At 44.4% G+C, this 12,465-nt stretch carries 11 protein-coding genes; 6 read left to right on the top strand and 5 right to left on the bottom strand.

Annotated features, from left to right (window positions below):
• Positions 1-161 precede the first annotated feature (161 nt).
• From AR337_RS12115 to AR337_RS12100, 4 genes are all read right to left on the bottom strand, one after another.
• Positions 162-1,634, bottom strand: a complete 1,473-nt coding sequence (locus tag AR337_RS12115; RefSeq protein ID WP_059172290.1) for a nicotinate phosphoribosyltransferase — start codon at positions 1,632-1,634, stop codon at positions 162-164.
• Between the two features lie 27 nt (positions 1,635-1,661).
• Positions 1,662-2,213 carry a cysteine hydrolase family protein gene (locus tag AR337_RS12110; RefSeq protein ID WP_059172289.1) on the bottom strand — a complete coding sequence of 184 codons (552 nt, stop codon included), beginning with the start codon at positions 2,211-2,213 and terminating at the stop codon, positions 1,662-1,664.
• A gap of 192 nt (positions 2,214-2,405) precedes the next feature.
• A complete protein-coding gene (locus AR337_RS12105) occupies positions 2,406-3,347 on the bottom strand; it encodes a diacylglycerol kinase (RefSeq protein ID WP_059172288.1) in 942 nt (313 codons plus the stop codon).
• A 208-nt stretch (positions 3,348-3,555) separates the two neighbouring features.
• A complete protein-coding gene (locus tag AR337_RS12100) occupies positions 3,556-3,768 on the bottom strand; it encodes a hypothetical protein (RefSeq protein WP_059172287.1) in 213 nt (70 codons plus the stop codon).
• Positions 3,769-4,196: 428 nt separating this feature from the next.
• On the opposite strand from AR337_RS12100, the gene plsY reads away from it, so the two are divergent.
• Positions 4,197-4,817: a glycerol-3-phosphate 1-O-acyltransferase PlsY gene (gene plsY, locus AR337_RS12095; RefSeq protein WP_059172286.1), complete on the top strand. Its 621-nt coding sequence runs from the start codon at positions 4,197-4,199 to the stop codon at positions 4,815-4,817.
• Between the two features lie 53 nt (positions 4,818-4,870).
• On the opposite strand, the gene AR337_RS12090 is transcribed toward plsY, so the two are convergent.
• The gene (locus tag AR337_RS12090; RefSeq protein WP_059172732.1) at positions 4,871-5,422 is read right to left on the bottom strand and encodes a thioredoxin family protein; all 552 of its coding nucleotides are present in this window, start codon (positions 5,420-5,422) and stop codon (positions 4,871-4,873) included.
• 229 nt (positions 5,423-5,651) lie between these two features.
• On the opposite strand from AR337_RS12090, the gene putP reads away from it, so the two are divergent.
• From putP to AR337_RS12065, 5 genes are all read left to right on the top strand, one after another.
• Entirely contained in the window at positions 5,652-7,145 is a 1,494-nt protein-coding gene (gene putP, locus AR337_RS12085) for a sodium/proline symporter PutP (protein WP_059172285.1), read from the top strand.
• A gap of 343 nt (positions 7,146-7,488) precedes the next feature.
• Positions 7,489-8,457, top strand: coding sequence for an ABC transporter permease (locus AR337_RS12080; RefSeq protein WP_059172284.1), 969 nt, complete (start codon positions 7,489-7,491; stop codon positions 8,455-8,457).
• The gene (locus AR337_RS12075; RefSeq protein WP_059172283.1) at positions 8,454-9,308 is read left to right on the top strand and encodes an ABC transporter permease; all 855 of its coding nucleotides are present in this window, start codon (positions 8,454-8,456) and stop codon (positions 9,306-9,308) included. The genes AR337_RS12080 and AR337_RS12075 overlap by 4 nt, the downstream gene beginning before the upstream one ends.
• The gene (locus tag AR337_RS12070) at positions 9,289-10,851 is read left to right on the top strand and encodes an ABC transporter ATP-binding protein (protein ID WP_059172282.1); all 1,563 of its coding nucleotides are present in this window, start codon (positions 9,289-9,291) and stop codon (positions 10,849-10,851) included. The genes AR337_RS12075 and AR337_RS12070 overlap by 20 nt, the downstream gene beginning before the upstream one ends.
• Before the next feature lie 18 nt (positions 10,852-10,869).
• Positions 10,870-12,444 carry an ABC transporter substrate-binding protein gene (locus AR337_RS12065; protein ID WP_059172281.1) on the top strand — a complete coding sequence of 525 codons (1,575 nt, stop codon included), beginning with the start codon at positions 10,870-10,872 and terminating at the stop codon, positions 12,442-12,444.
• Positions 12,445-12,465: the final 21 nt, after the last annotated feature.

Here is a 12,465-nt window from a genome sequence, read left to right as displayed (position 1 = left end):
GAATCAAATTTGGCAATCCAGGCTGTATGCTCTTCCTGATTATCGCGGCAATACTCTATCTTTTAATTAAAGATTTCTTTTAAAAAATCCATTCAAAAAGGCGCCCGGCAAAACCGGACGCCACCAAAGATCGCCTGACCAATTCCGGCCCCACAATCCCTTTATTCTTTTTTGAACATTGCCGTAACCTTTTCCTTCACTTCTTCGATGTTGCGCATTTTGTTATTCCAGCACTTCTGGCTTAAATCGACCGGATATTCTTCCGGGTTCGCCGTCCGCTTGTACTCATCCCATATCTCGGACAGGTTTTTCTTCAGAAACTCACGTGATTCTTCTAAGCATGGCACCTCGTAAACAAGCTCGCCGCCAACGAAAATATCCTCGTGAATCTCCCTTGCCGTAAAATTCGATACGTATTTGCTGATATACGTATGGGTTGGATGGAACATCTTAATCCGCTTTTCTTCCTGGGGATTCTCGGTCTCTAGCGTGATGTAATCCCCTTCGGAAAAGCCAGTACGATTGTTAATGATTCTATAGACCCGTTTCAATCCTGGTGTTGTCACCTTTTCCGGATTGGAGGAAATCTTGATTGTATCATTCATTTTTCCGTTTTCGTCTTCAATGGATACGATTTTATAGACAGCTCCAAGTGCGGCCTGTTCAAATGCTGTTATCAGCTTTGTGCCAACGCCCCAGCTGTCGATTTTCGCATCCTGTGCCTTTAAATGGAGGATCGTATACTCGTCCAAATCGCTGGAAGCAACAATCTTGGCATCCTTGTAGCCTGCATCGTCGAGCAGCTTCCGAGCCTCTTTGGACAAATAAGCAAGGTCGCCGCTGTCAAGGCGGATGCCGACGAAATTGATTTTGTCTCCCATTTCCTTGGCGACCTTAATGGCTGCGGGCACTCCGGAACGGAGGGTATCGTACGTGTCCACGAGGAACGTACAATCCTTATGCGTCTCGGCGTATTTTTTAAAAGCGGTATAATCATCCCGGTATGCTTGGACCATCGCATGGGCATGTGTGCCCGCTACCGGTATATGGAACTTCTTGCCCGCACGGACATTGCTTGTCGCATCGAATCCTGCAAGATAGGCTGCGCGTGTACCCCAGATTGCCGCATCAAATTCGTGGGCTCTTCTCGTTCCGAATTCCATGGCCACTTCCTTGCCAATGACATGTTTAATACGCGATGCCTTTGTGGCAATGAGTGTTTGGTAATTCACAATGTTGAGCATGGCGGTTTCGAGAAGCTGTGCTTCCGCAAGGGTAGTATCAACACGAATGATTGGCTCGTTGCCGAAAACAAGCTCCCCTTCCTTCATCCCGCGAATGGTCCCGGTAAAACGCAAACCCTTCAGGTAGTCCAGGAAATCCTCGCCATAGCCTGTTTCATTCCGTAAGTAGTCGAGATCATCCTCCGTGAATCGGAAGCCTTTTACGTATTCTATTATCCGTTCCAGCCCGGCAAACACAGCATAGCCGTTCCCAAACGGAAGTTTCCTGAAATAAAGCTCGAACACAGCTTTCCGGTTGTGGAGGCCATCCCTCCAATAAGTTTCAACCATATTGATCTGGTATAAATCAGTATGCAAGGCATAGCTGTCATCTTTATATATGTGTTTCATTCCGTTAACCCCTTTGTGAAATGTGTGCTATTTAACTTCGGCCCCAAGTACTCCTGTAAAATGCCCTAGTGCCCACTCATGGCCGGCCTGGTTAAATGACGCCACACCTTCCTTGTGAACAACGATTTTAAACCCTTTATTATAGGCATCGACCGCGGTATGAAGGATACAAATATCGGTACAAACCCCGACAAGATGCACTTCGGTTATGCCGCGTTCACGCAATTTTATTTCAAGGTCGGTCCCTGCAAAAGCGGAATACCTGGTTTTATCGATATAGTACACATTCTCCAGATGCTTATTCGTTTCATAAACATTTTGCAGATCCCCGAACAAGTCCCGCCCGCTTGTCCCCCTTATATTGTGCGGAGGAAACAGCTTCGTTTCCGGGTGATACTCGTCGCCCTTGTCATGGACGTCAATCGCAAACACAGTATAGTCCCCATTCCTGATGAACTCTTCGGTCAACTCAACTATTTTCTTTTCAATTGCCTGTCCCGGTTCACCGCATGTTAACGCGCCGGCATCCGCGACAAAATCATATGTATAGTCGATATTGAGCAAAGCCCTTCTACCCATTTTGCCACCTCGTTTCGCAAAATAAGAACCAATCCCATTGTACCATTAAAATGGATTTTCGCCATTTCCCTTTTTGTCGGTATTTCAACACTCCAAATAAGAATATCACATTCAGGCGATCTAAAACATTAATTGCCTGATTTACGAAAAACCAATAAAAAAAGCTCCGCCCCAAAAGGACGGAACCACTTATCAGCTGTATTTCTTTCCGGGAATCCAGTCGGCTGGAACATCCTCAGGGCGCAAATCTTCAATTGGCGCAAACACTTCAAAATGCCTGTACAGATTTTCAAATTCCGCTGGAAGAAGCCCTCCAAACTCGCCATCAAGATTCAATTGCATCTTATCATTTGAATGAACCTTTATCCTGTTTGCCTTTGTATAAATGACATGTTCATCATGGATATGCTCGCCCCGGACTGCCAGGGTGGCAACTCGGATAAACTCCGCAAGGTTCAGCTTTTTAAGGATGATCAACGTGAACATCCCGTCATTAAGCGAGGCGTCAGGCGCGAGCTTTTCGAAGCCGCCAATCGAATTGGTCAGGCCGACAAGAAAGAACATCGCCTCCCCTTCAAATAGCTTTCCATCGTATTCAATGCAAACATGGCTGGCCTTGATTGAAGGAAGCATTTCCACCCCTTTGAGGTAGTACGCAAGCTGTCCAAGCATCGTCTTCAGCTTGCTTGGCACCTCATAGGTTAGCTCGGTAATACGCCCTCCGCCTGCAATATTTATAAAATACCTGTTATTGATTTTTCCGATATCGACAGGAATGCGGCCGCCTTTGACTATGATGTCAACGGCCCTTTCTATATCTCTTGGGATATGAAGCGCACGGGCAAAGTCATTGGTTGTGCCCATCGGAATAATACCCAGCTTTGGACGGTATTCCTGATTGGCAAGGCCATTGACTACCTCGTTAATCGTTCCGTCCCCTCCAGCAGCAATGACAATATCGTAGCGGCGCTCAGCAGCAATTTTCGCTGCCCTCGTGGCGTCCCCTTCACCAGTAGTAGCATGGCAGGAAGTTTCATACCCCGCCCTTTCAAGCTTTTCCAGGACTTCAGGCAAATTTCGCTTGAATATTTCCCTCCCTGACGTAGGATTATAAATAATCCGCGCTCTCATCATAAAATATCATCCCTATTTCCAAAAAGTACTTTTTCCCATTTAAATCCATTATCCATCTTCAATGATAACCTATAGGATGTTCATCCGCAATGGGATTTAAAGGAGGAATTCGATACCTATCATACCCTTGGGGCACCTCTTTTGCAAAATTAACGCCGAACACCGTACCCAAATTGATTCCTCCACCTAGGCAGGCATCCACACTATATTATTGGCCCATGACCAAAATCAGGATAGCCAGCAGATTTAAACGAATTGAAGCCTTTCCCCAATTATCCTTCTCCTTCAGGAGGCTGATCAATCCATAGCCAAAACCAAATATCGCAGCCGCTGCTGCAAACCAATTTGAATAGGGCAGAGGTTTTAAATAGAACAATAAAACCGATAACAAGGCTGCCAGAACAGACAGATACTTAAACATTGCTTACCGCTTTCCCTATTTTTTTAATAACAAGCTCCAGCAAGGCTGCTGTGGCCATAGCCATCCCAATCAATACTTGGGTCCACTTTATTCTTTTCATACCCTTGTTCCCCCTTTTTCCATGCTCCTCATCTAAAGGTTTAGCAAATTAAACTATGTACAGGGCTTTCGGCAGTCCATTCCTAAAATGCTCTATTAAAACTAGAAAAAACTTTTTTCCCATCCCAGTTATATAGACGTAAATACTATGCAATTTTCTACAAAAAAGGCAGAATTTTTTTATCTTACTATTAAATGAATGTTGTAGACAAGAATGTGGCGAATATAATAGTAGAAACAAGTTCCTTATTTTCAAAAGGAACATCATCCTTTAATATGATACAATATATTCCATATTGACCTAGTACAATGATAAAAGGAATGGTGGCATGCTGGCAATTCTACTGGCTTATTTAATCGGTTCAATCCCAACCGCCTTGATTTTGGGCAAGCTTATGTACGGAGTTGATATTCGCGAACATGGCAGCAATAATCCCGGGGCAACCAATACTCTTAGGGTAATGGGAAAAAAAGCAGCTTTGTTTGTCCTTGCCGTTGACGCCGGTAAAGGCGCGCTTGCAGCTTCCCTCCCGGCTTTTATTCCCACGGGCATCGATCCTCTTTATCTGGGGATGGTTGCTGTCCTAGGGCATTGTTTCCCCATTTTCGCCGGATTCCGGGGCGGAAAAGCGATAGCCACCACCGCTGGAGCCCTGCTTATGGCCAATGTGCCAATGTTTTTAATCGCATACCTTTCGTTCATTTTTATAACATATGTTACAAAGTATGTATTTTTTGGTTCTATTTCCGTCGGCCTCTCCCTGCTGGTTTTCTCTCTTATTTTCCCGACAGCAGGAAATAGTCTTTTGTTCGGATGTTTTACTTTGTTCCTTATCTACCTGCATCGATCCAATATACGCAATCTCATTTTGGGTATCGAACCAAAAATTAATGATAAAAACATTAAAAAGGACAGAATTCCTCCAGGCGGCTCCTATCCGTTCAGCTAGTTGTTGTACGAAAAAAAGCAGCTTCATTGACGAAAGCTGCTTTTTTAATATAATTAAATTATTTTTTGAATCATACTTTCCGAAACTGTCTGCCAGATTCCTTTGTCTGTCCTGTATGATTCCATAAGGTTCCTGTAAAAAGCTTTTTGTTTTTCTTCGTATTCAGGTTCATCTTTACCTGGCAACTCGGCCCTTCCTCGGTCTACAAAATCCTGTACCTTCGGGGCGCGCGGACCCCAAACAGCATGTTCCTTCCCTTCCGAATCAATAAAGATATAGATCGGGATTGCCCGGGAAGTTCCATTTGTCAGATATTGGTCCATCAGTTCAAGATTCGAATCACGCAAAAGGAAGCGTACTTCCATATCCGCTGCCTCGGCAATCTTTAAAAGTATAGGGTTATTCAGCATGGCGTCTCCGCACCAATCCTCCGTTAGGCCTATTACACGGAGCTGCTTCCCTTTTACCTCTTCAAGGCTTGATATTTGGGGCTCCGATAAGTCAAATTCTTCATAGATCTCAAGCATTCCTTCCTTATGAGTTTTCATGCTGTCTATGTAGTCTTCAACCCGCATTGCTTTTTCAAACCAGCTATTCAAATCCATTTCAATCACCCTTCCTTCCCTTTTCTCCTATTTTATCTATCCTGGCCGACGTTTACAAATTCCCGATTCCTACTGGCGAAAATATTTCCCTTAATATGTAAATTGTTATATTACCAAAACTTTTCAAGTTGACTAGTAAAATACTTATATTATAAATTAAGATGAGAGAATATTTTATATATTGAATATTATTTAAAATATTTTCCAATTCAGCAAAGGGGGAAATAGTATGACGAATGGGGTGTTACAGCTCATATCGATTGGAATTTACATGGCAGCGATGCTTTTCATCGGCTGGTATTCCTTCCGTAAAACGAGCAACCTGACTGATTACATGCTTGGGGGACGCTCTCTCGGGCCTGCGGTAACGGCTTTAAGCGCCGGCGCTGCCGATATGAGCGGATGGCTGTTAATGGGGTTGCCTGGCGGTATTTATCTTAGCGGTTTAGCGGACGCATGGATTGCAATCGGTCTAACAACCGGTGCTTACCTCAACTGGCTTTTGGTCGCACCGCGGCTCCGCTCCTACACCGAGGTTTCGAACAATTCAATTACAATTCCAAGCTATTTGGAAAACAGGTTTAAGGATGAAACTAAACTTTTAAGAATCATTTCAGGTATTGTTATTCTTGTTTTCTTTACTTTCTATGTTTCTTCCGGACTTGTTGCCGGAGCCGTTTTCTTCGAGAATTCTTTCGGAACAAGCTATATGACAGGGCTGTATATTGTTGGCGGAGTTACTGTTGCTTACACGTTATTTGGCGGATTCCTTGCCGTAAGTTATACAGACTTTATCCAGGGCTTAATGATGCTGATTGCCTTGCTCCTTGTTCCGGCTATCGGAATTTTTGCAACAGGCGGCCCTGCCGAAACATTTGAAACTGTCAGGTCCGTAAATCCGGCTTTCCTTGATCTACTTAAGGGAACAACCTTCATCGGCATCATTTCAGCGGCGGCATGGGGCCTGGGCTACTTTGGCCAGCCTCATATCATCGTCCGCTTCATGGCGATTACGGATGTTAAAGAAATTAAAAATGCCCGACGAATCGGAATGGGCTGGATGATTTTCTCGCTTATTGGAACAATTTTCGTTGCGCTTGTAGGTATTGCATACTTCCAGCAAAATACGAATGTGAAACTGGATAACCCAGAGGCAGTCTTTATCGTTCTCGGACAAATCCTGTTCCACCCTATTTTAGCAGGATTTATGCTCGCAGCAGTTCTTGCGGCAATCATGAGCACCATTTCTTCCCAGCTTATTGTTACATCTAGCGCCCTTGTTGAGGACTTGTACAAAGTCCTTGTTAAAAAAGATGCATCAGACAAACATCTTGTTTTCCTTGGACGTATGTCGGTATTGATCGTCTCTCTTATCGCAGCTGTTTTAGCATTCGATCAGGACAACACCATCCTGAACCTTGTTGCTTACGCATGGGCGGGTTTCGGTGCTTCCTTCGGTCCAATCATCATCCTCAGCCTTTTCTGGAGGAAGATGACCAACTGGGGAGCCATAGCTGGGATGGTCGTTGGAGCCGTAACGGTAATCGTATGGTCGAACTACAACCTGGGCAAAGTCCTTTTCGGTGAGACTCTGTATGAAATCGTCCCAGGATTTATCCTCAACTTGATTGTTGCTTACGTAGTCAGCTTGATGACTTACAAAAAGAACGACCAAATCGAAAAAGAATTCACCCAAAGCATGGACTTATTGAAAAGCGAATAAGCCAGCCTGCCGGACGCCCTTGGGTGTCCGGCTTTTTCATGGCATTTTGAAGAGAAGTGTGAAAAACCCCATTCAAAAACAATGCCATTTAGACATTCAAGATTTCCCCGCCCTTTGGTATGAAATCGGCCTCGACTAATGCATTAATTTTAATGGGGTATCTTTCCACATTACGGTTGGTGAATTTATCAGGGATTCCGCCGACATTGTTTTTCTAACATACCGTTCTGAAATTCCGGTTTCATAGTAAAAACCGAACTGCTTGGTAAATCGTCTCTTTGTTAAAGCAAGGTAAAAGTATGTTAGAATAGTCAAGTTAGTTTAAACAGAAAGCAGGATGTGAATGGTTCAATTCATTTTGAAGCGGCTTGTAGAATCAATTTTTGTATTGCTGATTGGCAGCATGATTTGCTTTGTTTTTATCCGGCTGCTTCCGGGGGACCCGGCTGCGGCAATGTATGGTGAACAGGTCCAAAAGCTGAGTGATGCCGATCGTGCCCGGATCGCGGAAAATTTGGGATTGGAAGAATCATTGCCCATTCAATATGGGAAATGGCTTTCACAAATACTCCACGGAGAATGGGGACAATCATTCATTTCCGGTGAGGCGGTAACCACCATTGTTGCTAGGGCTATTGAGCCGACCTTTACACTTATGTTAACTTCCCATCTAATCACTGTTATTCTGGCCGTGTTTTTTGGCATCGCCTCTGGCTTGTTACGGCATTCTTATTTTGACCAAACCGTTACAGCTGTCAGCATCCTTCTTATGTCCATTCCGTCTTTTTGGTTTGCCCTTATGCTCATGCTCATATTCTCCGTCTATTTAGGCGTTCTGCCAACTTCCGGAATGGGGGAAGGTGGATGGGTTGAACATCTTCGTTACTTGCTTATGCCCGCATTCGTCCTCGCACTATCTCATGCCGGTTATTACATCCAGCTTTTGCGAAATCATATAGCTTTCACAAAAGACAGCGGATTTGTTTTTGCTTTAAAAGCCCGCGGGATTCCGGATCGTCATATTTTGTGGAACCATCTGTTGCCCAATGCATTATCACCTTTTCTATCATATATGGGAATGTCGCTTGCGGTCGCACTTGCAGGTTCAGTTGTGGTGGAAACAATTTTTTCCTGGCCGGGCCTCGGCCGGCTTGCTTTAAAATCAGCACTCGCCCATGATTATCCTGTGTTTTTAGCAATTATATCGCTCAGTATGATACTTGTTATAATCACCAATTTATTGGTGGATATTGTTTGTGCGGTAATTGATCCCCGCTTGCAGGCCAACATGCTTGGGGAGGGAGAGAAATGAGCCGGACCCCACACTATTCATGGAAGCTAATTATTGCTTCCGGTGTACTTTTTGTTCTTATCCTTGCCACATGGATGGCCCCAATTCTAACCTCATTCGACCCTATTGAAGTCAGGATGGATCAGGTACTTCAACCACCTGGTTCTGGCCATTTATTTGGGACGGATGAACTGGGCCGTGATGTTTTTACACGCCTTTTATACGGAGGACGGGTTTCCCTCTTAGTTGGCGCTGCCGCCATGGCTGTTTCCATTATCATAGGCATCATTTATGGATCCTTAAGCGGTATTGCCGGCGGCATAGTTGACAGGGTGATGATGCGGTTTGTTGATGCCTGTTTAAGCATCCCTTCACTTATCTTAATGATTGGTCTTCAACTTTTATTATCTCAAGGCTTAATGACAATCGTATTCGTGATCAGTATAACAAGCTGGATGCCTGTTGCCCGTATGATTCGTACGGAAATTATGGCGATGAAAAGGGAAGTATTTATTCAGGCCTCAACCGTCATCGGCGCTTCCCCCTTACAATTATTAATCAGGCACATGCTTCCCCAATGCTCTCCAACAATCACGGTTCTTGCCATCAGTGGAATGAGTCATGCTATTCTTGCGGAAGCAACGCTGAGCTTTCTTGGGATTGGCATTCCGCCGCATAAGCCATCCTGGGGCAATATGCTTATGAGCGCACAAAGCCATTTACTTGCGGGTGCATGGTGGCAAGCATTATTCCCAGGAATTTGCATTACCTTAACTTTACTTGCCATCAGTTTTTTGGGGGATGAATTGCAGGAACGATTGGCAAGGCCGCAGTTCAGACAAGGAGGAAAGTATGAAAGATCTTCTTCTTGAGATAAAACATCTTACGATTTCTATAAACAAGACTCCATTCATTATTGACACCTCATTTAACATTCAAAAGGGAACGATTACTGCATTAATCGGTGAAAGCGGGTCTGGTAAAAGCTTGACTGCGAGGGCGCTGATTGACTTGCTCCCGCAAGGAGCCACTATCAGTACCGGAAATATTCATTTTTTCGGAGAAAATGTCCATTTGATGGGTGAGAAACAAAAGAGGAAATGGCGGGGCAAAAACATTGGGTTCGTGTTCCAGGATACATGGCAAACATTCGATCCAATAAAGACAATTGGACAACACTTTATGGAGCTGTTTTCCGTCCATACTCCTTTAAAGAGACGGGAAGCGAAAGAAGAGGCTATAAAGCTTTTGCATTCTGTGAAAATAAAGGATCCTCAGCGGGTATTCCGCTCATATCCCCATGAATTATCGGGAGGAATGAGGCAGCGTGTCCAACTGGCGTTAGCGATTGCACTCGATCCTATGCTGCTCATTGCAGATGAACCTACTACAGCACTCGACTTGAAAGTTCAGTCTGAAATACTCTCCCTCCTATATGAATGGCAGAATCAATCGGACAGGACAGTACTGTTGATTACACACGACCTTAGCGTGGTGGCGGAAATAGCGGATGAGGTGCTTGTTATGAGTGCCGGGCGAATGGTTGAATGCTCGTCGGCAGAGGAACTATTCCACCGCCCTAAGACGAATGTGGCAAAAAGGCTGCTCGAGCAATACCGATTACTTGCGCGGCCTCCAGAATACTCCAACTCCCATGACCTAAAGCCCTTAATGGATGTAAAAAACATATCAAAAACATACACCAACAAAAAATGGTATCGAACGGAACAGATAAAAGCCATACAAGATGTGAGCTTACACATATGCCAAGGAGAAGCGGTTGGATTAATCGGTGAAAGCGGAGGAGGAAAAAGCACTCTTGCCCGTCTTCTTCTGAAGCTTGAAAAAAGTACTACAGGCATCGTATCCTGGCACGGAGAAAAGCCGCTTGCAAGAGGAGTCAAGTGGGTTCATCAGGACCCCATTGCCTCATTTAATCTACGTTGGACGGTAGGAAAGATTGTTGGGGAAGGGTTTGACTATTGGAAAAAAGGCCAGGGAGATAAAAATGCCCAAGTATTGTCGGCTTTAAAGAAAGTTGGTCTTCCTCCAACAGTCGCTTCCTTGTATCCAAATGAACTTTCGGGCGGTATGAGACAAAGGGTCGCTCTTGCCCGCGCACTCTTGGTCGAACCTGAACTGATTGTGCTGGATGAGCCTTTTGCGAACTTGGATATGAGTTCACAGGCACAGATAATTTCACTTATCCGGTCATTAATCAAAAAAGAACGCTTGGCCATTTTTTTCATTTCACATGACATCCGGGCAGCCATGGCATTATGCCACAGGATCATGGTTATGAAAAACGGAGAAATTGTCGACGAGCTTCCCGCATATCAATTATTCCAATCAACCAATGAATACACGAAAGAACTTTTGTCGTTTATACCCGGATCGCGGGCGGAAAAAATTTAGAAGTAAAGGAGATTCTGAATGAAAAGGAATTTGATGAAATGGATTTTTGCCGTTATGGCTTTACTTATTTTGGCGGTCATGGCGGGCTGTAGTGAAAAACGTTCGGAACAAGGTGAAATACCGAATAAAAAGCAACTCATTTACGGTACGGGATCGGAAATAGAAAAAATCAATCCAGTATTGGATGAAAGCCAAGAAATTGATGCTCTCTTATTTCGCGGTTTAACAAAGCCCGATGTGAACAATGGGGTAAAACCCGATTTAGCCAAGAGTTGGGATGTCTCGGAAGATCAGTTGATTTATACATTTAAACTTCGTACAGACGCAAAGTGGCAAGACGGAAAGCCTGTTACCGCGGCAGATGTGGTTTTTACATTTGATAAAATTAAGGACCCATCAACAAACACACCTATTGCAGGGGAGTTCAATGAAATTAAATCAGTCGAAGCTCCTTCGGATGATGAAGTTAAAATAACGCTTTACCGTCCATTCCCGCCACTTTTGGATAAACTGAAAATCGGCATCGTACCTGCTCATATATTAAGCGGTGAAACGATGAATGAGACGGGCTTTAACCAAAATCCTGTCGGCAATGGCCCTTTCAAGCTAAAGGAATGGAAAAGTGACCATACGATTGTCCTTGAGCGCAATGAGGGCTATTACGGGCCCGCCCCGAAGCTTGATGAAGTGGTCTTTAAAGCCGTACCTGATGTGAACACGAGAATCCTCCAGTTGAAAACGAGAGAAATTGACCTGGCATTGTTAGAGCCTAATCAACGGGCGGGGGTAAAAGAAAATGATCCTTTTGCTGTGCACGAAATTGAAACAGCGGATTATCGGGCAGTTATGTATAACTTTAATTTACCTCTTTTTCAAGATAAGCGTGTCCGGCAAGCGATGAACCTGGCGGTGGATAGGGAAGCGCTTGTGAAAGGTGTACTGGCCGGGAATGGTGAACCGGCCTACGGACCTTTGCAAAAATCGTGGGCAGGAGTCCCTCAAAAAGACTGGTATACGTATAATCCGGAAAAAGCAAAAAAGCTTTTGGCTGAAGCCGGCTGGGTAAAAGGCGATGATGGAGTTCTTGTAAAAGGCGGAAAGCGGTTCGAGTTTGAACTCGTCTCACCTGTACAAGATAAAATTCGGGTTGCGCTCGCCAATGTCGTTTCGGAACAATTAAAGCCGCTTGGCATACAGGCGATACCCAAACCAGTTGATCGAAATGCGGTAAAATACGACGAAGAAGAGGCACTAATTATCGGATGGGGAAGTGAACATGATCCTGATGATCACACATTCAGGCTTTTTCATAGCAGCGAAATAGGCGATGGACAATATAATTTTGGAGCCTATCGAAATTATAAGGTAGATGAATTCCTTGAAAAAGCCCGTACGGCAACTAAAGTGCAGGAGAGAGAATCGTATTATCAAAAATTCCAGAAAGAACTTGCGGAAGACCCGCCGTATAACTTTCTTGTCTATCTGAAAGCCCTCTATGGGGTCAATAAAGACGTCACCGGAATCAGTACGAGGACGCTTGGGCACCATGGGTTCGGCGTTTTGTGGAACATTGAGGAATGGGATAAAGAATAATTATGTAACATGGTAGATTCT

Origin of the sequence: Bacillus sp. FJAT-27445, from assembly GCF_001510665.1 — a bacterium.
In the GTDB taxonomy this organism is placed as follows: domain Bacteria; phylum Bacillota; class Bacilli; order Bacillales; family Cytobacillaceae; genus Bacillus_D.
Note: the sequence above shows the minus strand (reverse complement) of the source record. Positions and strands in the feature narration are given on the sequence as shown.

What these genes read in the sequence shown, in the direction of transcription:
- AR337_RS12115 (WP_059172290.1), bottom strand. Translation starts at nt 1,634, where the DNA reads ATGAAACACATATATAAAGATGACAGCTATGCCTTGCATACTGATTTA.
- AR337_RS12110 (WP_059172289.1), bottom strand. Translation starts at nt 2,213, where the DNA reads ATGGGTAGAAGGGCTTTGCTCAATATCGACTATACATATGATTTTGTC.
- AR337_RS12105 (WP_059172288.1), bottom strand. Translation starts at nt 3,347, where the DNA reads ATGATGAGAGCGCGGATTATTTATAATCCTACGTCAGGGAGGGAAATA.
- AR337_RS12100 (WP_059172287.1), bottom strand. Translation starts at nt 3,768, where the DNA reads ATGTTTAAGTATCTGTCTGTTCTGGCAGCCTTGTTATCGGTTTTATTG.
- plsY (WP_059172286.1), top strand. Translation starts at nt 4,197, where the DNA reads ATGCTGGCAATTCTACTGGCTTATTTAATCGGTTCAATCCCAACCGCC.
- AR337_RS12090 (WP_059172732.1), bottom strand. Translation starts at nt 5,422, where the DNA reads ATGGATTTGAATAGCTGGTTTGAAAAAGCAATGCGGGTTGAAGACTAC.
- putP (WP_059172285.1), top strand. Translation starts at nt 5,652, where the DNA reads ATGACGAATGGGGTGTTACAGCTCATATCGATTGGAATTTACATGGCA.
- AR337_RS12080 (WP_059172284.1), top strand. Translation starts at nt 7,489, where the DNA reads ATGGTTCAATTCATTTTGAAGCGGCTTGTAGAATCAATTTTTGTATTG.
- AR337_RS12075 (WP_059172283.1), top strand. Translation starts at nt 8,454, where the DNA reads ATGAGCCGGACCCCACACTATTCATGGAAGCTAATTATTGCTTCCGGT.
- AR337_RS12070 (WP_059172282.1), top strand. Translation starts at nt 9,289, where the DNA reads ATGAAAGATCTTCTTCTTGAGATAAAACATCTTACGATTTCTATAAAC.
- AR337_RS12065 (WP_059172281.1), top strand. Translation starts at nt 10,870, where the DNA reads ATGAAAAGGAATTTGATGAAATGGATTTTTGCCGTTATGGCTTTACTT.